The organism is Olsenella sp. HMSC062G07 (assembly GCF_001811895.1).
GTDB lineage: Bacteria > Actinomycetota > Coriobacteriia > Coriobacteriales > Atopobiaceae > Olsenella_F > Olsenella_F massiliensis.
On the sequence record NZ_KV806951.1, the window covers coordinates 912,989 to 934,292 of the forward strand.

Below are 21,304 nucleotides of genomic sequence, written 5' to 3' on the forward strand. Positions count from 1 at the left end.
GGACGTTGGCGCCGTCCGCGTCGCTGCCCCCGGCAACATCGAGCGCCAGGCGGCAGTCGAGCGCAGGGCGCAGCACGAGGCCGGCATCCGTCCTGTCGATCACCCACGACTGGGCGGTGGTTCCGTTGCCGTTGTACTGCTGGACGTTGGCGCCGTCGCGGGCGCGCCCCCCGGTAACGTCAAGGCATTTGCCCGAGCGGACATTGCGCAAGGTCACGTATCCCTTGGCATCGACAAGCACCTGCCATTGCTGAGCGGCGGTGCCGTTGTCCCGCCACAGCTGGACGTTGGCGCCGTCCGCGTCGCTGCCCCCGGCGACGTCGAGCGACTTGCCCAGGGCGTGGACGGCGTAGGTGCCTGGCGCCAGGAGGCGCCCGTCGACGTTGCGTGACGCCAGCTCGTCGGCGGTTGGGCCGGCAGGGACGGGCTGTTCCAGGGGGACGGGGTCGTTCTGCGGTACTGCGGGAAAAGAGACGCCTGAGTCCTGCGGAGCGGGCGTCTCGACGGGCAGGTCATCCGGCCGGAGGGCCGGCTGCTCGCCAAGGTCCTTCGTGGGGGCGCCGAGCGTGTCGCTGGCGACGGGCTGCCCCTGTGATGGCGTCGGCGCAAGAGTGGGCGCAACGTCAGCTGCGTTGGCGGGGGTGGCGCTGAGCAGCCCGAGCATGAGGGCCGCGGCGACACCGAGCGAGGCGAGACGAGAGGACATCATCGAGCACGACCTTCTTCGAATGGTGGCTGAGAACTGAAGAGTGGCTGACACGACCATCGTATATCAGGGAGGTCGGTGACAGAAGAAGTCGGTGCGAGCCGTTCGCTATGGACGGGCACCCCCGCCCCACGCCCCCGCGATCCTATACGCCCGACGAGCGGCGGATCCCCCGAATCTCCCGGCGGCGCAGGGCCAGCTCCCACTCCCGGCGCACGTCGGGATCGTCAAGCGCGAGCCCAAAGGGTATGGGCGCCACAAGGCCTTCGTGCGTCACATGGACCTCCGTGAGGTAGGCGGTGTTGATGAGCGTACGCTCCCCCGTCGCCACGTTCTCGACGTTGGTCTCGACGCGCACCTCACAGGAGCTGCGGCCCACGAAGGTCACGAAGGCGCGCATGACGACGATGTCGCCCACGTAGGCGGGCGCCATGAAGTTGAGGTTGTCCACGCAGGCCGTGGTCACGGAACCGCCGCAGTGCCTGATGGCGGAGATACCCCCCACCATGTCTATCCACTCCATGAGCCTGCCGCCAAAGATACGCCCCCCGGGGTTTGCGTCGGCATGCATGACCACATGGACCGTCTCGGTAAGGGAGTCCTCCCGCCTCTTGCAGGGACGTCGCTCCTCATGTTCCATGGCCATACGCGGCCCCCTCTCCGACTGCATGGACCCGACGCCCACAGTCTACGGCATGTCGTGAGGCCCACCTACCTAAAGATCACGGGGTCGCTCACAAGCGATACGTGGTACGACGACTGATGGATCGCGTTGGTATCGGGTCGTATGGGTGCGGCGTGAAAAACAGGGCCTTATATCTGGTGACTTACGAGTTACTTGAGAGTTTTTGAATGATATGGTTACGACATGATACAGACTTACCTAAGACTTAATTGAGACTTACCTGAGCCACTGACAGTGCTCCATGTCCACGCGCCCGTCCTGTAAAAATGCCACGCCCTCGTGCTCGAGCAGATCTCTCTGGGCGTCGGGACCGCCAAAGGCAAAGCCCGGCGCCAGCATCCCGTCCTTGAAGACCACACGATGGCAGGGAACGCCTGCTGCCACACCCGGGCTCCTATGGAGCGCAAAGCCCACGAAGCGCGCCTTGCGCGGCTCACCCATCAGCGCTGCCACCTGCCCATAGCTTGCCACCCGTCCGCACGGTATCTGTTGGACCACCCCATAGCATCTATCAAAGAATCCGCCGTCGGCGCGCGTCATGCCTGCCTCCCGTTTTGCACGGGGCGCGACGTCCTCCGCCGCGCCCCTCCTGTTGTCGTGCCCATCGTGAGCCACCGACACGCAGCGCGCAAGCCACGCCCTCTGAGCGTGCGATGAGGTCGGACGGGGAAGCTATGCGCCTGCGGGTAAGGTCGCACCGCCCACCGTGACGAAGGCAAGCCGGCCGACGTCGATTCCCTGCGGCAGAAAGACGCTCTTCTCGACCTCGATCACGCCGTCGCGGGACTCTGAGACTACGCCGCCGCCGTTGTCCTTGATTGTGACGACGCTCCCGTCTTCCATGGTGATGGTGATGGTACCCAGGTCAAGGAGCTGCCTTGTGCGCTCCTCCATGTATGCGGGCAGCTTTCCGCTCGGCGCGTCCGCGGGCAGGCCCGCTGCATCATGGACGACGTAGCGCAGATTGAGCGCGATCGGCGAAACGGACGCCTCGCTCACGGTGGCAGAGAGCCCATTGAACGTGATGTCTTCGCCCGCCGGCAGCGACCGTGCACTGTCTTCGTAGTTGATGTCGAACTTGAGGTTCCAGCTGCCGGACGAGAGGGGCGTGGCCTGCTGCGAAGCGGCGTCAGTCGCAGAGAGGCCGGCCAAGGTCACGTGAGCCGTCTTGCCGACGATTGAGCTTCCGCTCATCGACAGCTGCTGCACGTACTGCACGGAGGGGTCTGCAGGGTCCGCGTCATAGAAGTAGCTGCTGCCGTAGCTTCCCGTGACGCCCGCGATGCGCAGGTCGCTCGTCGAGAACATGAGCGGGACGATTGCGTCGCCATCCCGCTCGGCTTCAACCAGGGGCCTGCCGTCGTCGCGCGTGATGCTGTACACCACGGCGACGTTCTTGCCGTCACCGATGACGGCGTCGGCGCTCACGCTGATGCCGTCCGCATGCGCGACGGCGCCCAGGGGACGTCCCACCTTGTTGACGACGTCAGTCTGTGCCGGGGCGCCCTGGAAGACGTCCCCGAAGAAGTCCGACACGCTCACGAGGGAGCCGCCGGCATATGCCACGCCCAGCCCGCCGAGGGCACACGCCGCGACAAGGACGGCAGCTGCCGCAACGGGCCTCAGCGCCATGTGGCGCCGACGGTGGTCCGCCTCCCCCACCCGTTGTTGCGTCGACGCCTCGACGAGCCTCGTCACCAGGCGCTCCTTTGCCTCGTCAGAGAACGACAGCGCCTTCATCCGCCTCTTGTAGTCATCCATCGGCTCGGCCATGGTCTTCCCCCAATCTTGTACGCAGCATCTTGCGCGCCCTGCTCAGACGCTTGGCGACGGCCGCCTCTGTCGAGTCCGTAAGTCGGGCGACCTCCCTTATGGGGCATCCCTCCACATAGTGCAGGTGCACTGCCTCGCGGTAGACGTCGGGCAGCTCCATAACGGCGGCGAGCGCCTCCGCGCCCGCGTCGCTCACGAGTTCGGCGGGGTCGTCCGTCGCCGGGCCCTGGACCTCGCCGACAGCGTCAAGTGCCACCACTCGACGATGTCGAGCTGACTTGAGGACGTCCTTGCAGGCGTTTGCCGTGGTGCGAATGACCCAGGCTCGCTCATGCTCCTCGTCGCGTATGGGCGGGTCGGTCATGAGAAGCCGAAGCAGCACCGTCTGGCAGATGTCCTCCGCGTCCTGCGTGGAGCGCAGGTAGCTGTAGCTCAGGCGCAGAATGAGGTCGGCATAGGCCTCCACCAGCCGCTCGGCTCGTCCTCGCTTCCATCGGCCCCGTCGGGCGGAATCTCTCGTCAGTGTGAACATGCTTCCTCCGCGCACATGCCCTCTTTTTCGTCGTCATACCCGAGTAGGGACCCTCTCTACGTATGACACGATGCACGTCGCCAAAGCTGACAAGAACGCCGATGTCACTCGCAGATGCACCCGCAGCCCCTCATCCTGCGACGCGATCGTCGCGCGAGCCGGGACTGTGTCGCCTTCCCCGACGCCGCCGCGCCTCTCCCCCGCATGCGCGCCAATGATGCCCGACCTAGGGCGATACTTGAGGCATAAGCGCGAACGGCCGAGGCCATGCGAAACGACCGTGCAGGGGGGTTGCGCCATGGACCATTGGGTCTTGTTCCTCACAGAGCCACGGCGGACGTCGGGGCATGCCATCTCTTCGGAAGAGCTGCTCAGGCGCTGCTCGCTGCTTGCGGGCGGCCTGCCGACCCGCTGGCTCGCGGCGGCGGAGCCCGGCGAGGGCCTGCTACCACCCGGCTCACGGCTGCGGCTTACGTCCGGCCCCGGCCTGGGGGAGGTCCTCGCCGCTGTCATGGGCTATGAAGGGCGGCTTGCCGTCATACAGCCGCGGAGGCTGTTCAGAAAGACGTATCGCTGCCTCTGCTCGACGGGAGGGTCAGACCGCATTGCCGTGCTGCTCGACCTGGATGGCAACGCACCCTCCTCTCAGGTTCGCTGGAGCATCGACGAGAGCGGGCGGACGCACCTCTTTCGCTCGTCAGCGACGCGCGAGCATGCCGGGACGTCAGCGACACGACGCCTGGACGAGCTGGAACGAGCGCTTCGCGCGGCACTCCTGCGCCTCCTTCAGGGCGGCGACGGGGAGTCCGTTCATGACGTGCGGGTGAGGGCACGAACCCTGCGCTCCCTGCTTGACTTCATGCGACCGTGGACAAGGCGTGCTCCCAACCGCCAGGCGCGCCAGATTTTGCGCGACCTCGCACGAAGCCTATCGGACGTGCGCGAGACCGACGTGCTGTGCGCGCGCCTGAAGGAGGCGGAAGAGGTGGGGCAGCTGACGACGGACGCGGCGCGGGCATTGGTCACGAGGCTGACGCAGCGACGTGCGACGTCTATGGAGGTGTTTCTCGACGCGATGGTGGACGGGACGCTGCCCACCAGGCTCGACTCCCTGCGCGAAGCCCTCGGCGCGCTCGAGCTGGACGAGGACGCCCTGGCGCGTCAGGGGGACGAGACCTGTCTTAATGAGGCCCTCAACCTCCAGCTGCGGCTCGACGACCACGACTTTGCGGACGTCACGGCAACACATGAGCTCAGGAAAGCCGCAAAGCGGCTGCGGTACGTCATCGAGAGCCTGGGATGCCCCGAGTCCCTCGAGGGGATGGAGCCACGGCTCAAGGAGCTCCAGACGCGCCTGGGGGAGCTCTGCGACGCCCGCACCAACCAGCAGCTGCTGGGGAGGCTGTCTTGCAGCGCGGGTCAGACGTGGTGCGCGGAGCTCGAGCACATGGCAGAGAGACAGGCGGCCGACGAGCACACGCTGATGGAAGGCCTAAAGACGTGGAGAGAGACAAGGGGGCTCTTTGAAGGGGCATGAGCACCTGGATGTGGTCCAGGACGCGCGAGGCGTCACCCTCATCCCCGACTGAGGCTCGACTAGGGCCGAGGCGGCCGGGAAACGCGTCGCAAGGGTGGAGATAGTGGATTAACGGATGACCAAGAAGTCGAAGCTCACCCCGAGGAGGCAAATCGCGTTTCTCAGGGGCAAGGGCATGACGTTCGAGCGCGCAAGCGAGGTTAAGACCATGCGGTACATCTCGCGGGAGTCCTATCTCTTTGCAGCGTGCGCGTACCGGGCACTCTTCTTTGCCAAATGAGCGAGGAGTATGCCGGAGATCTCGGATCTCGGGTGTTTGAGCGCGGCTCCCATGTCGGTAGACTAAAGGTCTGTCCGAACGCGACAACAGTCCGGCGATTGAAATCATGAGCAAGAGAGGGGTGTCCTTCCGACACCCGTTGCACCAGAAATCTCCGAGCATCCCCTATTCGTGCGGCCGATAACGGATGCAGATGCACTCACGAGCGTAACGAAGAGGCTTTCACATTGTATCTTTCCGACACCATAATAATGACAGCAGCTGAGATCCCGCATCCTATATTTCTCGACTGGCGGCAGGCTTCTGCACCATGGCACATCCTCTGCACACGAAATGCGACGGATATTTCCGTCTGCATCCTTCCGGGCGAGAGACGCCGTGAGCAGGAACAGACGCACGATCCAAGACGGATGCCGCCAAAAGGACGGCGCAAAGACATGCCTGACCAACAGGAAGAAAGGCCTGTGTATTTCAGGGGATGCCCCACCCCCATCGTCGGCAGCGCATGCCGCTTCGGATTTGGCCTGGGCGGCACGATGGAAAGCAAAAACGATCTGGCCATTCTGCAGCAGGAGCGAGACAGACTTGACCGCCATTTTGTAGACATGCGTCCCGATCCCTGAGAGCCCCCTTTGCGCCATGCGGCACCAAGTCTGGAAAACTGTCCGCACTGTCCAGCTCGCTATTCCCTGCGGCAAACAATGACCCACGGCGACATAACCAAGGACATCATGAAAAAAGATAGGAAGGCGCTTGTCTCCTCATGTCGTCGGAGGTGCCATCATCCGCAACATCTATCCCGTCATTGTTGTCTGCCACCGCGTCATTGGAATCAACGACAACCTGACAAACTTCAGTAGCGGCATCGATGAAAAGATCGCCTTAAGTTCGAGGGCACTATGAAGGAGTCCCAGGCATCCGTGAGGATGAAACAATTCGCAGAATCCAGGAATTACGCGGTAGCCTGCATGCCACGCACTTGTCGCTGGGGACATTTTTGATTGCCAGGCAGATCAACTTGTTATGTTTGAAATCGCCGAATTGTTCGAATTTTTAGCATCCATATGACAGCAAAGCTTATAAGCCGCTTTCATTGGGAACGGAACCCTAGACATCTTGGAGAGTCAGCAGCTTGGAGGGCTTGGAGGGCTTGGAGGCCCGAGGGACAAAAATAACTGTGCTCCGGATTAACATACTGTCAGTCGCAAGCAGCAGCTCCCTGTCTCGTATTTCTGGTTCTCGTCCCGTAATCCCTGTAAATGTCATGGACAGCAAGTTTTAAGATCTATGCGGGCCATATGTCTTTGGAATTACATGAGGGACTATCGAGATGCTTGGAGGTTTTTGCATAGATTTCGCAGCTCCGGTTCCAGTTAGACCCTTAAGAACAGAAATGGATGCAGTAGATCTTCATGAACTCAGCGAGCATTTCGACGCGTGGGAGATGAAGACCATGGCAGGAGGCTCTGCAAAAAGAGCAGCGAGAGATACTCGACTGATGGGAAAGCAACCCAATAACGCATCCCTCAATGGCTCAATCCGCCATCCGGTTCCAGAGAAACACCACCTACTTCGAGACCATGGACCTTTCTCAAGCTCAGTAAGCCGGACTTCTCAGGCAAGAGGACAACGACATAGGTAAAAATGTTATAAGCAAAAAGCAGAGAGGCATACAGCCCCTCTGCTCCGAAATTGGATCAATCCCCGTTCGTCATCATGCTTTAATACATGCTACCTCAGGTACAGAAGCTCGCAGCTTATAGCTTCTTCCCAACTTTCTGATGAACAGGCTACGTAGAACTAGCATTTCCTCATTACTAATCACTGATTTTGGGAGAACAACCATCTGATCGGCATCACGGTAGATGACGAACTCATCAAAAAGTTCGAAAATAGCAGATATATTATGCCACTCGACCTTGTCTGAATCTGCATCTCCGCTTATGCAAAACTTCACCCAGTCCTCACTGACAGAAACGCTTCGTTCGCGTTCTTGCAGCCCACTATCCCGATATTCACGCCACCCGCGCTCGCATGAGAAGATAAGAAGCGGCATTGAGAGAAGTACCACGATATAGCAAATCTGGACAACATTGGTAAGCTCTAGCCTGCCAAATAGGTCCAAACCGGCAAGGACTGCAGCTCCTGCCCATGCAGCGGCCACAAATCCCAGCTGAGCACGGTTACGAGCAAAGGCATTGAAATACAGCGCCTTCCGAAAAGTAGGCACATCAATTTTGAACTTATATGTATACTTCATGGCCTGTCTCTCCATGCAAATCTAGTACTGGCCGTACTTAGTCTTGACAAACATTTGCATCGCAGCGACGTTTTCATCAGATATGGGGATATAGGTGCTGCCTGTAGCGCGAATGCGCCAATAGATCTCCGCGACCATTTCAAGGACAGTCGAAACTTTGAACGCACCGTCCATATCTTCACCAATGCACACGGCTCCATGATTCCGGAGCAGGCACGCATTTGCCTTTTCCCCCATGGCCCTCACTACAGCACTTGCCAGATCGATCGTCCCCGGAAGGCAGTAGTCCGCACAGCGCACGGTATCACCTAACGCCTGCGCTGCTTCATCGTGAAGGTTAATGGGAATGTTCTCCCCCATCGACGAAAATACGGTTGAAAAAATGGGATGGGTATGTACGCAAGCCGATATCTCGGGGCGCGCATTATACATGCCGCGATGCATATCGTGCTCGATAGACGGACGACGATGGCCTTGGACAAGGTTGCCTTTTAGATCATATACATTGATATCATCGTAGACTATCTCATGGTAGTTCATGCCGCTGGGCGTGATATACATCAGGCCCGTCTCTCTGTCGCAGCAGCTGATGTTGCCCCATGTTGCCACAGTAAGACCAGAATCAATCATCCGGACACCCGAGAGTCTAACAAGCTCCTGAAGATCGGGCTTCACATCTTTAGATGAAGGCATGGAAACAAGTCTCCTTCTTTGATAACGTCGGAAAACCGCTATTCGGCCGTCGCTGTTGGAACACCAATCTGGTGGTTCACTGCAGAGTTCTCGATAAATCCATGAATGGATTCCATATTCTTGTGAACGAGAATGTAGCAAACGGCATAGATGGCAATCACGATCGCAATCATAATGGGGCTCTGGCTGAGAAATGCCAGGAAGATGATGGCTCCGACTGGCTGTCCAAGGATGACAAGGGAGGTAATCATGCCATAGGAGCCAATATCAATGCCGGTAGAGATTGCCACCTGCGTGAATGCAGCGCCTGTCAACGAGCAGCAGTACAGGTCGATAATCATGAAAACCAAGCCGCCGATGAACGACTTGACAATGTTTCCGTTGGAGCAGGCAACGAAAGGCTGGATGATATACGGAATAGCAACGAGATCGAGCATTGGGAGCGTGAGATTGCCCGGCAGGATGAATGCGACAAGCAGCGTAACCGGCATAAGCAGGATGCCGGTGATCAGCGTTGCGGCCTCACCGTAGCCCGTAGCATCGTTGACGGCAAGATACCACTCACGATTGCTGGCTCCGGCCTTCTTCATCTTCTTCTTGCCGGCTTCGGTAATGGCTGAGAAAGATCCAGCAAAGATGCCGGATACCTTCGGAAATACTGCCATAACAGCTGCCGTGGCGATGCCGCAAGTCGTAATCTCTCCCCAAGTAGCAAGCTCTCCCAACTTATTGAAGTCGCCAATGACGCCAATCAGGAGCCCGAGGAATAGACCAAGGGTCATAGGCTCGCCGATGAAGCCGAGCTTCTGGCGAAGGGTCTGGGGATCGGCATTGGTCTTGTAGAGGCCGAGCTTGTCGAGAAGAAGATTTAGGGGGACCGCGATAATACCACAGGTTGCAGTGTGAAGAGACGCAATGGAGCAGTTAGGATAACCGTAGTAGGTAGACCAACGCTTAGCGATTATTTCGGTGCAGAGCAGCGTGTAGAGCTGCTGTACGACCATGCATGCCATTGCAAGCCAGAAATTACCCGTGAGTACAAACAGGCAGGAACCCCATGCAAAGTACGAGTAGTTGTTCCAGAGGTCTCCTGCCTGGAAAATGGTCGTGAATTTTACAAGATAGAGAATGACCTGCAGGGCAATTGCAACTGCAATATAGATCATGCCAACCTGATAAGAATAGGCAATGATGGAAGTAGTCTGCCAACCAAGATCAACGACAGGAAGATTGATACCAACCGAATTGATCATGTTGTCGACGACAGGCTGGAGAATCGGGCTATACGTGCCGATAACGAGCGAGAAGCCCTCAAGGCCTACACCAGCTGACAGTGCAGAGAAGAAGGCCTTCTTGGGTTTTACGCCCATGGCAAGGGCAATGATGAAAATGAATACAGGAACAAAAACGGCAGCCTTGAATGTCGTGAAGAACAGATTCAAGGCATTGAGGAATGCGTCCATTCTTTCCCTTTCTGTTATATCCAAGCTTGCTGCCCGAGCGAAAGCACTTACTTGTCTTTTTGCTGAAGAAGATTAAGCACCTGCTCCAAAAACTCCTCGTCTCCCAGTCCCGTAATGAGACCCATTGCGGAGAATGCAGGCACTCCATGCGCGTCGCCAATGGGGCTCGAATTGGCAATGAAATCATAATTTGCGCGCATCAGATATCCATCGAGCTCAGAGGGGTTGCATTCGTCAGCTTCTGCGTCATAGCCCTCATCAGAGAGCATATCGACGATTTTATTGGCCATCATGTGGGAGGTCACCACACCTGAACCGCACACTGACAGGAACTTTACTTTCTTGAGCATGATTGCTTCCTTCCTCGCTTTTGCCGATCCATCCGACAGCCTGACCTTAATTGACCTTTGGCGACAGCAAACCATACAGCTCATCGGCATTCTTCGAGCTGCGAATCTTTTCGAGCAGCCCGCGATCCTGTATGATTCCCATGATCTTTTGGAGCATCTCCAGCTGCTTGCCGGGATCCTGGATGGCAAGCATGAAAACGACTTCAGGATGCAGCGTTATATCTGCTGACCCCATCTGCTGGAATTCCACAGGATGTTCCAGGGTAGCCACCGCCATAGACGTCTCGTTGACATTCGAAGCTGCACAATGAGGAATGGCTATATCAAACGCAACAGCAGGAAGTCCTGTGGGATACACTGCCTCCCTGTCAAGGATCGCCTGGGGAAAAGACGGCTTGACCAACCCCACTTCCAGAAATTCACCTGCAAGCTTTCGAAGCAGGTCCTCCCTTGACAAAACTTTGAGATTGACATAGACAAGTTCTTTCCTCAACAGCATTTCGAAATACCCCTCACCACATTCGTTGCGCGCACCTGCAGAATCCGTGACGTTTACGGAATCAGGTCTTCTCCGTTTTCCTTTTCTTGCCGACCCACGGGCATGGAAATCGCCGCAAGACCCATCTCTTTCCGGATTCCGGCCAGCCCGGCAACCTGTTCCGCATCAAGACCTCGTCCACCACCGAGCAGGCCTACAACAAAGCTGATATGTGCATAGTTCTCGAGCACCTCCATGCGGGAAAATGCTTCACCGAGCGTCGTCCCCCATGTCAGGGCACCATGGTTCGAGAGAAGTACTGCCCCATAGCCCTTCACGAACGCCGCAATGCCATCCGGAACATCATATGTTCCGGGCTTTGCATATTTTGCAATAGGCACAGCTCCTATTTGGAGCATCGCTTCAGATAAAATCGGTTCATCCAGCGGAATGCCCGCAATTGCATAGGACGTCGCATAGATGGGGTGCGCATGGACAACCGCCGTCACATTGTCGTCTTCTGCGTAGACACGCAGATGCATTTTCACTTCGCTGGAAGGCTTTGTGCCCTTTGCATCAAGCACTTCACCATCTAGATTCATCTTCACCATCATCTCTGGCGTCATGAATCCCTTGGAAACACCAGTCGGCGTAACAACTATCTCCGATCGAGAAATCCGGACGGAAATGTTACCGTCGTTAGTGACGACATAGCCATGACCATACATGCGCCTTCCTACTTCGACAATTGCCTGACGAGCCTCCTTTTCAGACATGAATATCTGTTTCATTGAATTCACCGCCTCTCAAAATCAACAGATTTCAACAGGAAACACATAGCACATTGCCTGATATTACACGTATCTTTTTGGTTTATGTGAGAGTCTTTTTGATTTGTGTCATATATTGTTGATTTTTCGGTGAACGGATTTTTCATAAAAAGAAGTACAAGAACAAGCAAAAAGAGTCATAATTAATGTCTTAACGTGATTCTCTATGCCCTCGGACTGGTGGACAATGATTGGTGCGGTCAGACGTCAGAAAATTGCAGAGATCGTTCGCGAAAAGAAGAGCGCTTCTGTAACGGAACTTGCCCAGATCTTTTCGGTGACGGACGAAACCATCCGGAGAGATCTCAAGGTCCTCGAATCCAAAGGGACTCTCAGGCGTTCCTATGGAGGAGCATATGTCCAGACGGGTGTTGACAATCTTGTAGATGTCAATATCCGAACGACCGCCTACCGCCACAGCAAAAAAATCATCGCTGCGCGCTGTCTGCGTTTTATCAGTAACGGGGACACCATTTTCCTGGATAACTCGACGACCTGCTTCTATATAGCGAAGCTTCTGCAGGACATGCGAATTACAGTCCTGACCAACAACCTGATGATTCTGAACATGCTTGCAAAGTGTTCGAACATAAAGCTCATTGGCATCGGTGGCAACTATTCCCTAACGGAGAAGGCCTTTTACGGACCTATAGCAAAACTGACCATAGCGCGCTATTACGTCGACACTTCATTTCTCTCTTGCCGGTCCCTATCCCTGAACAGCGGCATCACAGATTCCACCGACCGTTGGAATGATGTCAGAAGGATTGTTCTCGAACATTCGCAGCATACCTACTTTGTCGCAGACCATTCCAAGTTCGATAACACGTCCTTTGTCCATCTCTGCGACTTCACGGAAGCGACGGGGATAATCACCGATGAGCCTCTGAGCAAAGGGTGGCATGAAGGCCTGGACAGGGCAGATTGCCTTCTGATCGATACGGACGAAGTCTGAGTCTCAAAACCTCGTGCATCTCCTACACAGAGAATAACAACCTATCCGCGGCTACGCCCCACAGATGGACCACCCTTCATCCTGCACCTTATGATGCTTCCAGCGCCTATCTGACCTCTTGCTACCAGGCTTTCTGCAAAGAAAAAAGTGTTTCCAGACCTCGATCTTATCTACACACACTAAAGGTCCGTGTTTAGCTTTTAACGCCATTGATCTTTAGGATTCCACATGCGTTTTGATAGCAAAAAAAGACAGCCTTGGCTGGACTTTTCCATGCTTCAACGCTGAATTGGCAGAACATCTTCTATTATCAAGTAAATATGATGATATGGCTTTCGTAGATCTAAAGATAAAGTTTCTTGTTGTTTTTCGTCTTCTTGAGCGGGTGCGCCGAGATGGTGGTTGAGGCCGGTGGGCGCCTCATGCAGGCAGACTTTCGCCTTGTTGAGACGAGCGGCGCGGGCTTGGCCGAGCGCATACGCTACATAGACACCTACTGCGGCAGGCTCGTGATCGAGGTGGCCGTGCTTACCGAGGCCGTGAAGACCCTTGCGGCGACGAGGGGCGCCGACCCAGAAGCCGTGGCCAAGGCGGTCTCTGACGCCGTCGCGGCCAGGCGCGCCAGCATCGAGCTGAGCGTATCGACAAAGTAGACCGTGAGAGATGCCCCCCGCGTCTTTTGGCGCGGGGGCTTTTCTTATGCCTCGATGCGCTCCTGACCGGGCGCCGTGGGGCCGTCCGACCACGCGACGCGGACGCCGCGACGCCTGAGCGCGAAGGCTATCAGGCGGCTGTTCGCGTTCGCCATGCGCCAGTCTCCGCCGTCGGGGACGCGGCTGCCCGCCACGTGCTGCTCGTCGCTTGGCCAGTACGTGAGCGTGACCACGTCGGGGTAGCCTCCCCGCTCCCTCGCCGTCTCGTCCACCCTCGCGAGGGCGAGCGCCACGACGCGCCTCTGCCGCCTGAGCGCGGCGTCAACGAGGTCCCAGGCGTCGTCTGGCGGGTAGTACCTGTCGTCCGGCCCCTCCCACCTGCGCACGCTCCTGTCGCCCACCATGAGGACGCTTGCGAGGAACCCCTGCGTCATGCCGACCGTCTCACGCAAGGCGCGAAACTCCGCCTTCGGGCGCTCCCTCTTCTGGCGCTCGAAGCTCTCCCCGCCGCGCCTCGCCCTGCCGCCCTCCATATGCCTCCAGTCATGTGGGGGTCGAGGCAGCCCCGCCCCCGTTTCCGTTTTGCGGTCTCGTAAATCGCCCTCGCGAAGGCCTTCTCGTATGCCGTGGTCGCCCTCTCGGGCTTGGTGCAGTCGGTGTCTCCCGTCCTGGCGTCGTGCAGTTAGGTGGCGATGGGGGTGCCAAGCTCGACGGCTTCGTCAAGCTGCTCACCGGGCCAGCCCTCCTCGATGGGGTCCATGCACTGAGTGGCAAGGCCGATGAAGTCTTGCGCTGCATAGGTGGCGTCCTCAAGGCTCGTGTACCGGCTGTCCCAGACCGTCTCCCCGTTCTCCAGACGGTAGATCGTCATGCCGCCGTCGTTTGCATATGTCCTTGTCTCGATGCTGCTCATGGTGTGATCACTTCATCGCTTAATTTCTATGTACTTATAGTATATAAGACTACCTAGTAAGTAAAGCATATGCTAGAGTACATATGTAAACAAGCGTGAGCGGCACATTTTCGGCGGTAAGCGACAAGTCATGAGGCAAAGGGTAAAAAGCGGCAAAAATGCCCCGCCGAGGCGGGGTTTGCTCCTACGAGCGCGTCGGGCGGCCACTCCTAGTCGGCAAACGGGAGTGCCTCCGCGAGACGGTCCACGACGGCGCCCATCGTAATGCCGAGGTCGGCGGCCTCGCGCTTTATGGCGCGGTAGGTGGCCTCGCTCACCTGCACACCTATCTGACGCATCTCGTCCTCCGGCGGGGTGCCCCAAATCTTTTTGTAGTCCTCCGTGTCGAGGTTGTACTCGCCCCACTCGCGCGCGGCCTCCTGCGTGAGGGGGATGATCCCGCTTCCCTGCATGCTGCCAAAGCCGCTCTCGCCGCATGGCTTCGAATAGCGCCCCAAAGGCCCGCTCCATCCGCACAGGAAGAATTCGCCGGTCCGCTTGCGGTAGAGCCTCTCCTCGCATCGCGAAACGTTGTCGATGCCTCCCGACTTGATGGTCTCGGTGAGCGGCTCCGCCGTGTCTGTGTCGTAAAGCCTCCCCTTAATTATCTTGCGCATGTCGTCTCCTACTCTTCTCTCTACGGTAGAAAACCTATGTCACATAGCATATAATTGATTTTATAGCAAGTTAATTACATAAGAGAAAAATTAAGTTGGCAGCTGTAGACGGTAGCAATTAGTAGGCAAGCGGCGAGAGTGCATATTTTTATGCATTTATGTCGATTGGCGCTATGGCTTAGCGGACCTTAGCGGAGCGACAACCTCTTCAAACAAAAAGTGGGACGGGTAAAACCCGTCCCACCTGCAGTTTCTGGTCGGGTGGACTGGATTCGAACCAGCGACCCCTTGACCCCCAGTCAAGTGCGCTACCAAGCTGCGCCACCACCCGCCGTTGCCCACCGTGCTGGTGCGCGAGTACATAATCTAACACTCAATACCGCCAGTGGCAAGAAGAAATTTCTTCTCACCCCTGACGTGTCACGATGCCCTCCCCTACAGCTCGCAGGCGTCCACACGCGGTACGCCATCGAACGTCTCCGCCCTTCAGCATGCCCAAAGGTCCCGTCGTCTTGGCAACATGGAACCTAGTCGAGCTTCCTGGCGTCCTCGACGGTACAGTCGAGCACGACGGGGGTGGAGCGGAAGCCCACGCCCATGCGGTCAATGCCCATGTCGATGAGCTCGAGGAAGTGCTCGCGAGTGCGGATGCAGCCGGAGCCCTTGACGGCGATCTTGCCCTCGCCGGCGTCCATCATGGTCCGGATGACCTCGGTCGTTGCCCCGCGCTGCTCGCCGCCGGTGAAGAAGCCGGTGGACGACTTGATGAAGTCGGCGCCGGCGGCCACGGCGCAGCGGGTGCCGGCGGCCACCTGCTCCAGGGTGAGCGCGTCGGTCTCGATGATGACCTTCACCTTCGTGCCGTGCTTGTGGCAGGCCTCGACGACGGCCCTGATGTCGGCGGTGACGTAGTCCAGCTCGCCGGAGCGCAGGCGCCCGTAGTTGGCGACGATGTCGAGGTCCTCGATCTGGTACTGGGAGCAGTAGGTCTCGGCCTGCCTGACCTTTGACTCGGTCGTGGAGAGGCCGAAGGGGAAGTCGCAGACGACGCAGAGGCCCGTGTCGGTGCCCTTTACCATGGGCGCGACGATGGGCAGGCTCGAGGGGTTGATGCAGATGGTGGCGCAGCCGAAGTCGATGCCCTCCTGGGAGTAGCGCCTGATGTCGTCGACGGTGAACTCGGGCTTGAGGACTGACTGGTCGATGTAGCGAGCGAGCTCGCGGACGGTCATCTCGGCTGCCTTCTTCGTCGGCTTCATGGTGCTCCCCTTTCTGCCCCCGCAAGGGCACTCCTATGGGCCGGGCCCTGGGCCTAGGGCCTAGGGCCTGACGGCGTCTGTCTGCCGCCCATCAGGCGGCCATCTGTACTGTACGACGGCTGACGCCGCTGCGACGGCTGAACGAGAAATACGCTAGTATGTACAGTACATTATGTACTAACTGTCATTATAAGGAGCTCCCATGGACCCCCTTGCCGCCTTGGCTGCCGAGCCGCTTGACCCAAGCCTCGCCATCCCCCTCTATCAGCAGCTCAAGGAGCGCATCCTGCAGGTCGTCGCCACGCGCGCGCTCAACGAGACGACGCCGCTTCCCACTGAGGAGAGCATCGCCCGCGCGCTCGGGCTCTCGCGCGGCACCGTCAGACGCTGCTTCGCGGACCTGGTAAGGGAGGGGCACGTGATTCGCAAGCGGGGACGGGGCACCTTCGTCATCTACCGGCGCCAGTATCACACGCTCGAGACGTCCTTCAACTTCACGGCCGAGATATCCGCGCTCGGCAAGGTCCCGAGCTCAAAGGTGCTGCGCCTCGGGCGCGTCAAAGCAAGGGCCGGCATCTCCAGACGGCTGGACGTGCCTGACGGGACGGAGGTCTGGGAGATTCGCCGCGTTCGCTACGCCGACGGCAAGCCCCTGCAGTACGTCGTCGCCTACGTCCCCGTCGCCGTCTGTCCCAAGATCGACGAGAAGGCCCTGGAGTCGTCGCTCTACACCCTCATCGCCGAGGCGTCGGGCCGCATGCCCGCGCGGGCGGTCGAGGTCTACGAGGCCATCAACCTTGACGCCCGCGAGGCCTCCGCCCTGGAACTGTCGCCCGGGATGGCCGCCCTGCGCACGCTACGCACGACCTTCGACGCGCACGGGCGACCCTTCGAGGCCTCGGTCATCGTTTTGCGCGCTGACCGCAATCGCTTCCAGCTGACGCTGGACACGCACGGAACGACCGTGTCAAAGATCACGACCTAGGCTCCGGCCCGACAGGCGCGGCCGTCAGGCAGTCGTGTGCTCGCCGAGCGCGCCGACGAGCTCGGCGACGCTCACGATCTGGCTCCCATAGCACTTCACGCAGTGCTCGATCGCCCCTTCCTGCGTGCCGCAGAGAAAGGTGAGCGTGGCGTCCTCGACCACGATGGAGTCATAGGCGAGGAAGTAGGCGTCGGCGAGGGTATGGAGCACGCAGATGTTGGTGTCAGCCCCCACCGCGATGACGCAGGTCACGCCCAGCTCCCGCAGGGTCAGATCAAGGTCAGTGCCAAAGAAGGCCGAGTAGCGCCGCTTGGGAACGATGCGGTCCCCCTCCCTGCGATCGATCTCGGGAAAGATGCGCGTCCTGCCCGCGATGCCGTGGTCTCCCCACAGCCTCAGCTCCTGGTCCAGCCCCGGAAGATGCGCGTCGTTGCAGAAGAGCACCGGCACGCCAGCCTCGTGACAGGCGTCCACCACTCGCGCGACGCCCGCGCGATACGCCGCCGTCGCTCGGTCGGGCTCATAGACTGCGTCCGACGCCTCGATGGCGTCGATGACCAGCAGGGCCGTCCTCGTCCTCGTGATCTGCATGGTTGCTCCCCTCTTCGTATGTCAACTGTCAGGGCGGCGGCCGGCATGAACTTGGGTCCGCGACTTTCCGCCCGCGTCGTGCCTAGCGAACACCCTCAAACTGACTCTCGTACAGGTGGGCATAGAAGCCCCCCGCCCCGAGCAGCTCCTCGTGCGTCCCTTGCTCCACGATCCGCCCGTCTCTCATGACCAGGATCACGTCAGCGGCGCGGATGGTCGAGAGGCGATGGGCCACGACCAGCGAGGTGCGTCCCTCCATCATCGTGTCGAAGGCGTCCTGCACCTGAAGCTCGGTACGGGTGTCGATGGAGCTCGTGGCCTCGTCAAGAAGGAGGATGACGGGGTCGGCGAGCATCACGCGAGCGATGCAGAGCAGCTGCCGCTGCCCCTGTGACAGCGAGCCGCCGCCCTCACCCAGCAGGGTGTCGTACGCCTGGGGGAGCTGCATGATGAACTTGTGCGCATGGGCCCTGCGGGCGGCGTCCTCGACCTCCGCAGGGCTGGCGTCCGGTCGGCCGTAGGCGATGTTGTCGCGCACGCTTCCCTCAAAGAGCCAGGTCTCCTGGAGCACCATCCCAAAGAGGGAGCGCAGGTGCGCGCGCGTCATGTCCCTCACGTCGATGCCGTCCACCTTGATGCTGCCCGCATCGACCTCGTAGAAGCGCAAGAGGAGATTGATGAGGGTCGTCTTGCCGCAGCCGGTGGGGCCAACGAGCGCGATGCGGCTGCCGGGCTCGGCATGAAGGCACACGTCGCGCAGGAGGGGACGGGAGGGCACATAGGAAAAATCCACGTGGTCGACGTCTATGGCGCCCCGAGGATGCGCGACGCGCGCGCCCGGCACGGGGTCAGCGGACAGCTCGGCAGCGTCAAGCAGGGCAAACACGCGACGTGCGCTCGCAAAGGCGGACTGGACCTGGGTCACGACGGCGGAGACCTCGTTGAAGGGGCGCATGTACTGGTTGGCGTACGAGAGAAAGCTCTGGACCTGTCCCACGGTGAGCACGCTGGGCCATCCCACGATCACGCAGCTCACGCCCACCACGGCCACGATGGCGTAGGTGACGTTGTTCACGAGCCTCGTGGAGGGGTTCGAGAGCGAGCTCACGAACTGGGCGCGCTGGCCCGCCTCGTACAGGCGAGCGTTGATGGCGCCAAACTCCCGCTCGCAGGCAGAGGCGCGGGCAAAGGCCAGGACGAGCTTCTGGTTTGTGACCATCTCCTCGACGTAGGCGCCGAGCTGTCCCTGAGTCTGCTGCTGCGCGGCAAAGCTCGACGCCGAGCGACGCGCGATGGCGCCGGCCACCACGATCGAGAGGGGCGTGACTACCATAACGACCAGCCCCACCGGTACGGAGAGCGAGAACATGAAGCAGAGGGTGCCCACGATCGTGACGATGCCGCCAAAAAGCTGGGTCAGCCCCTGAAGAAGGCCGTCCCCCACGAGGTCAACGTCGGTGGCCACCCGCTGCAGCAGGTCGCCATGGGCATGTGCGTCCATGAAGGAGAGCGGCAGGCGGCGCAGCTTTGCGAAGGCGTCCACTCTGAGGTCGAGAATCGTCAGATAGCTCAGGCGGCTCGTGCAGTAGCCGGCAAGCCACTGGAAGGCGGCGGCAAGAACGACGACGAGGGCGAGCTCGCGCAGGACGGGCGCGAGTCCCGCCAGGTCGGACCTGCCGGCGCCGACGAGGCAGTCGATGGAGCGGCCCACGAGAATGGGGACGTAGAGCTGCAGGAGCACCGAGGCCGTCGAGGCGACGAAGGCGCCCGTGAGCGCGGCGAGGTGGGGACGCACGTAGGCAAAAAGCCGACGCGCCACGACCGTCACGGGGTAGCCGCCACCCCCCTCCCCGTCCAGCATGGCGTCAGGTCCCCCGCCCAGGTCGCCCCGGACGTTCGCGAGCATGGCGGCGCCGGAGCCGCCGGCAGCGTACGGGTTGGCCATCAGGCGCCCACCTCCTCGGGTCTGAGCTGCGAGAGGCAGATCTCGCGATAAAGCGGGCAGCTCGCCACAAGCTCGCGATGCGGGCCCAGACCCGCCGGACGCCCGTGATCGAGGACGAGGATCTGGTCGGCTCCCATGACCGCCGACACTCGCTGTGACACGATGACGCAGGTCGTACGGTCTCCCAATCCGGATAAGGCCGCGCGAAGGCGCGCGTCGGTGGCAAAGTCCAGGGCCGAGGCCGCGTCATCGAGCACCAGCACGCGGGGGGCGCCCACGAGGGCGCGGGCGATCGTGAGCCGCTGCCGCTGACCGCCGGAGAAGTTCCTGCCGCCCGTCTCGACCCGCGCGTCAAGGCCGTCGGGCTTCGCCCTCACGAAGTCGGCCGCCTGGGACAGCTCGAGAGCCGCCCAGAGCTCCTCGTCGTCGGCGGTCGGGTCGCGCCAGACGAGGTTGCTGCGAATGGTGCCCGAGACGAGGGAGGCCTTCTGGGGAACGATCGAGACAAGGGACCGCAGCTGGCCGAAGGGATAGTCGCGCACGTCGGTCCCAAAGACGCGCAACTCCCCGGCGCTGACGTCATAGAGGCGCGGGAGCAGCGAGACGAGCGTGGTCTTGCCCGAGCCGGTGCCGCCGATGACGCCGAGCGTGCCGCCCGCCCTCAGACGCAGGGAGATGTCGCTCAGCGCGGGCGCGGGGGCGCCCGCGTAGGTGAAGGAGACCCCCTCAAGCTCCAGGGCGCATGCCGCCGGCGCATTGGTGGCTGCGACGACCTCGGCGTTGCCGGCGTCATCGAGGGTTACCTCGCAGTCAAGGACCTCCATGACGCGGCCGGCCGAGGCCGCGCCGCGCGTGAAGGTCACGACCAGGTTGGCCACGTAGGCCACGGAGACGAGCGTCTGTGCCATGTAGTTCACGAAGGCCATGACCTGTCCCTGGGTGAGCTGTCCGGCGTCCACGCGCAGGGCTCCCGACCAGAGGATGGCCACGACGCCTAGGTTCATGACGAGAAGGGTGGCCGGGTTGAGCAGCGACGAGAGGCGTCCCACGGCGATTGCCGTGGACGCCTGGGCGGCGGCGGCGCGAGCCATCCGAGCCTCCTCGCGCCCGTCCTGGCCAAACGCGCGGATGACGCGCACGCCGGCGAGTGACTCCCGCGTGATGCGGGCGATGCTGTCCAGCTTGGTCTGCACGGCGCGAAAGAGGGGGACCGACCGGCTCGTGACCCACCAGAAGACCACGCCTATGGCCGGGGTGCAGACGAGAAACACCAACCCCAGCCTGAGGTCGATTACGAGGGCGGCCACCATGGAGCCCAGGGCCAGAAGGGGCCAGCGGATGAGCTGACGCACCCCGAGCGCCACCGTCACCTGCACCTGATTGACGTCGCTGGTGACGCGCGTCACCAGCGAGGGTATGCCAAAGCGGTCGACGTCGGCCGAGGACAGCTCGTTGACCTTGCGATAGAGGGCGGCGCGCAGGTCGGTGCCCGTCCCCTGGGACACGAGGGCCGCCATCTTCTGGCAGACCAGGGTGAATCCGTAGCCAATCAGGGCAAAGAGCACGAGGAGGGCGCCCAGGCGCAGCACGAGGCCTCCATCACGCCCCCTAACCCCCTCGTCGATCATGCGCGCCACGACGAGCGGCGTCATAAGGTCAAAGACGACCTCAACGACCTTGCAGAGAACCCCGACCACGACGCGGCCGCGGTAGCTCGAGAACACGAAGCGCCTCAGCAGCTCCCTCACGCCATCCTCCGT

At 60.3% G+C, this 21,304-nt stretch carries 25 protein-coding genes and 1 tRNA gene; 7 read left to right on the plus strand and 19 right to left on the minus strand.

The genetic code is table 11. The features are described 5' to 3' along the window. The 5 genes from HMPREF2826_RS07225 to HMPREF2826_RS07245 form a co-directional block, all read right to left on the minus strand. On the minus strand, positions 1-709 hold a 709-nt coding region (locus HMPREF2826_RS07225; protein ID WP_210388984.1), incomplete at its 3' end, for an RICIN domain-containing protein. A 142-nt stretch (positions 710-851) separates the two neighbouring features. Then, positions 852-1,352 (minus strand): acyl-CoA thioesterase, encoded by a 501-nt coding sequence (locus HMPREF2826_RS07230; RefSeq protein WP_070640564.1) that lies wholly within the window; start codon positions 1,350-1,352, stop codon positions 852-854. 255 nt (positions 1,353-1,607) lie between these two features. Continuing rightward, the gene (locus HMPREF2826_RS07235) at positions 1,608-1,931 is read right to left on the minus strand and encodes an MGMT family protein (RefSeq protein ID WP_070640566.1); all 324 of its coding nucleotides are present in this window, start codon (positions 1,929-1,931) and stop codon (positions 1,608-1,610) included. A gap of 132 nt (positions 1,932-2,063) precedes the next feature. Further along, a complete protein-coding gene (locus tag HMPREF2826_RS07240) occupies positions 2,064-3,164 on the minus strand; it encodes a DUF4179 domain-containing protein (RefSeq protein ID WP_070640568.1) in 1,101 nt (366 codons plus the stop codon). After that, positions 3,145-3,696 carry an RNA polymerase sigma factor gene (locus tag HMPREF2826_RS07245; protein WP_070640570.1) on the minus strand — a complete coding sequence of 184 codons (552 nt, stop codon included), beginning with the start codon at positions 3,694-3,696 and terminating at the stop codon, positions 3,145-3,147. Before HMPREF2826_RS07245 ends, HMPREF2826_RS07240 begins: the two co-directional genes overlap by 20 nt. A gap of 298 nt (positions 3,697-3,994) precedes the next feature. Between HMPREF2826_RS07245 and HMPREF2826_RS07250 the strand changes: the two genes are divergently transcribed. The 4 genes from HMPREF2826_RS07250 to HMPREF2826_RS09790 all read left to right on the plus strand — a co-directional run bounded on the left by HMPREF2826_RS07250 (position 3,995) and on the right by HMPREF2826_RS09790 (position 6,416). After that, positions 3,995-5,233, plus strand: coding sequence for a CHAD domain-containing protein (locus HMPREF2826_RS07250; RefSeq protein ID WP_070640572.1), 1,239 nt, complete (start codon positions 3,995-3,997; stop codon positions 5,231-5,233). A 115-nt stretch (positions 5,234-5,348) separates the two neighbouring features. Further along, positions 5,349-5,513, plus strand: coding sequence for a hypothetical protein (locus HMPREF2826_RS09440; protein WP_168163989.1), 165 nt, complete (start codon positions 5,349-5,351; stop codon positions 5,511-5,513). A gap of 227 nt (positions 5,514-5,740) precedes the next feature. Next, positions 5,741-6,136, plus strand: coding sequence for a hypothetical protein (locus HMPREF2826_RS09300; protein ID WP_148138356.1), 396 nt, complete (start codon positions 5,741-5,743; stop codon positions 6,134-6,136). 118 nt (positions 6,137-6,254) lie between these two features. Continuing rightward, positions 6,255-6,416 (plus strand): MGMT family protein, encoded by a 162-nt coding sequence (locus HMPREF2826_RS09790; RefSeq protein WP_083307326.1) that lies wholly within the window; start codon positions 6,255-6,257, stop codon positions 6,414-6,416. A gap of 811 nt (positions 6,417-7,227) precedes the next feature. Here the strand turns inward: HMPREF2826_RS09790 and HMPREF2826_RS09130 are convergent. Genes HMPREF2826_RS09130 through HMPREF2826_RS07280 form a run of 6 tightly spaced genes read right to left on the minus strand, consistent with a single transcriptional unit; the run spans position 7,228 to position 11,548 of the window. Then, on the minus strand, positions 7,228-7,773 hold the full coding sequence (locus tag HMPREF2826_RS09130) for a YcxB family protein (RefSeq protein WP_168163991.1): 546 nt from the start codon (positions 7,771-7,773) through the stop codon (positions 7,228-7,230). 21 nt (positions 7,774-7,794) lie between these two features. Next, complete coding sequence (locus HMPREF2826_RS07260; RefSeq protein ID WP_070640576.1) at positions 7,795-8,466, minus strand: class II aldolase/adducin family protein; 672 nt, start codon at positions 8,464-8,466, stop codon at positions 7,795-7,797. A gap of 38 nt (positions 8,467-8,504) precedes the next feature. Then, positions 8,505-9,929, minus strand: coding sequence for a PTS transporter subunit IIC (locus tag HMPREF2826_RS07265; RefSeq protein ID WP_070640577.1), 1,425 nt, complete (start codon positions 9,927-9,929; stop codon positions 8,505-8,507). A gap of 47 nt (positions 9,930-9,976) precedes the next feature. Continuing rightward, complete coding sequence (locus tag HMPREF2826_RS07270) at positions 9,977-10,279, minus strand: PTS sugar transporter subunit IIB (protein WP_070640580.1); 303 nt, start codon at positions 10,277-10,279, stop codon at positions 9,977-9,979. A gap of 46 nt (positions 10,280-10,325) precedes the next feature. Next, positions 10,326-10,778 (minus strand): PTS sugar transporter subunit IIA, encoded by a 453-nt coding sequence (locus HMPREF2826_RS07275; protein WP_070640582.1) that lies wholly within the window; start codon positions 10,776-10,778, stop codon positions 10,326-10,328. A 53-nt stretch (positions 10,779-10,831) separates the two neighbouring features. Further along, the gene (locus HMPREF2826_RS07280) at positions 10,832-11,548 is read right to left on the minus strand and encodes a class II aldolase/adducin family protein (RefSeq protein ID WP_083307328.1); all 717 of its coding nucleotides are present in this window, start codon (positions 11,546-11,548) and stop codon (positions 10,832-10,834) included. A gap of 205 nt (positions 11,549-11,753) precedes the next feature. Between HMPREF2826_RS07280 and HMPREF2826_RS07285 the strand changes: the two genes are divergently transcribed. Together HMPREF2826_RS07285 and HMPREF2826_RS07290 are read left to right on the plus strand one after the other, a co-directional pair. Then, positions 11,754-12,542 (plus strand): DeoR/GlpR family DNA-binding transcription regulator, encoded by a 789-nt coding sequence (locus tag HMPREF2826_RS07285; RefSeq protein WP_210388985.1) that lies wholly within the window; start codon positions 11,754-11,756, stop codon positions 12,540-12,542. Positions 12,543-12,901: 359 nt separating this feature from the next. Then, entirely contained in the window at positions 12,902-13,195 is a 294-nt protein-coding gene (locus HMPREF2826_RS07290; protein WP_148138357.1) for a hypothetical protein, read from the plus strand. A gap of 44 nt (positions 13,196-13,239) precedes the next feature. Here the strand turns inward: HMPREF2826_RS07290 and HMPREF2826_RS07295 are convergent, their stop codons facing one another. The 5 genes from HMPREF2826_RS07295 to deoC form a co-directional block, all read right to left on the minus strand. Further along, positions 13,240-13,728, minus strand: coding sequence for a helix-turn-helix domain-containing protein (locus tag HMPREF2826_RS07295; protein ID WP_070640588.1), 489 nt, complete (start codon positions 13,726-13,728; stop codon positions 13,240-13,242). 149 nt (positions 13,729-13,877) lie between these two features. Then, entirely contained in the window at positions 13,878-14,108 is a 231-nt protein-coding gene (locus HMPREF2826_RS07300) for a hypothetical protein (protein ID WP_070640589.1), read from the minus strand. A gap of 209 nt (positions 14,109-14,317) precedes the next feature. Next, a complete protein-coding gene (locus HMPREF2826_RS07305; RefSeq protein WP_070640590.1) occupies positions 14,318-14,764 on the minus strand; it encodes a hypothetical protein in 447 nt (148 codons plus the stop codon). Between the two features lie 254 nt (positions 14,765-15,018). Further along, positions 15,019-15,095 (minus strand) — tRNA-Pro (locus HMPREF2826_RS07310). A 196-nt stretch (positions 15,096-15,291) separates the two neighbouring features. Then, positions 15,292-16,023, minus strand: a complete 732-nt coding sequence (gene deoC, locus HMPREF2826_RS07315) for a deoxyribose-phosphate aldolase (protein WP_070640591.1) — start codon at positions 16,021-16,023, stop codon at positions 15,292-15,294. Between the two features lie 202 nt (positions 16,024-16,225). On the opposite strand from deoC, the gene HMPREF2826_RS07320 reads away from it, so the two are divergent. Further along, positions 16,226-17,008 (plus strand): GntR family transcriptional regulator, encoded by a 783-nt coding sequence (locus tag HMPREF2826_RS07320; RefSeq protein WP_070640593.1) that lies wholly within the window; start codon positions 16,226-16,228, stop codon positions 17,006-17,008. 24 nt (positions 17,009-17,032) lie between these two features. On the opposite strand, the gene HMPREF2826_RS07325 is transcribed toward HMPREF2826_RS07320, so the two are convergent. From HMPREF2826_RS07325 to HMPREF2826_RS07335, 3 genes are all read right to left on the minus strand, one after another. After that, entirely contained in the window at positions 17,033-17,599 is a 567-nt protein-coding gene (locus tag HMPREF2826_RS07325; RefSeq protein WP_070640595.1) for a cysteine hydrolase family protein, read from the minus strand. An 82-nt stretch (positions 17,600-17,681) separates the two neighbouring features. Then, positions 17,682-19,544: an ABC transporter ATP-binding protein gene (locus HMPREF2826_RS07330; protein WP_070640597.1), complete on the minus strand. Its 1,863-nt coding sequence runs from the start codon at positions 19,542-19,544 to the stop codon at positions 17,682-17,684. Beyond that, positions 19,544-21,292 carry an ABC transporter ATP-binding protein gene (locus tag HMPREF2826_RS07335; protein WP_070640599.1) on the minus strand — a complete coding sequence of 583 codons (1,749 nt, stop codon included), beginning with the start codon at positions 21,290-21,292 and terminating at the stop codon, positions 19,544-19,546. Before HMPREF2826_RS07335 ends, HMPREF2826_RS07330 begins: the two co-directional genes overlap by 1 nt. Positions 21,293-21,304: the final 12 nt, after the last annotated feature.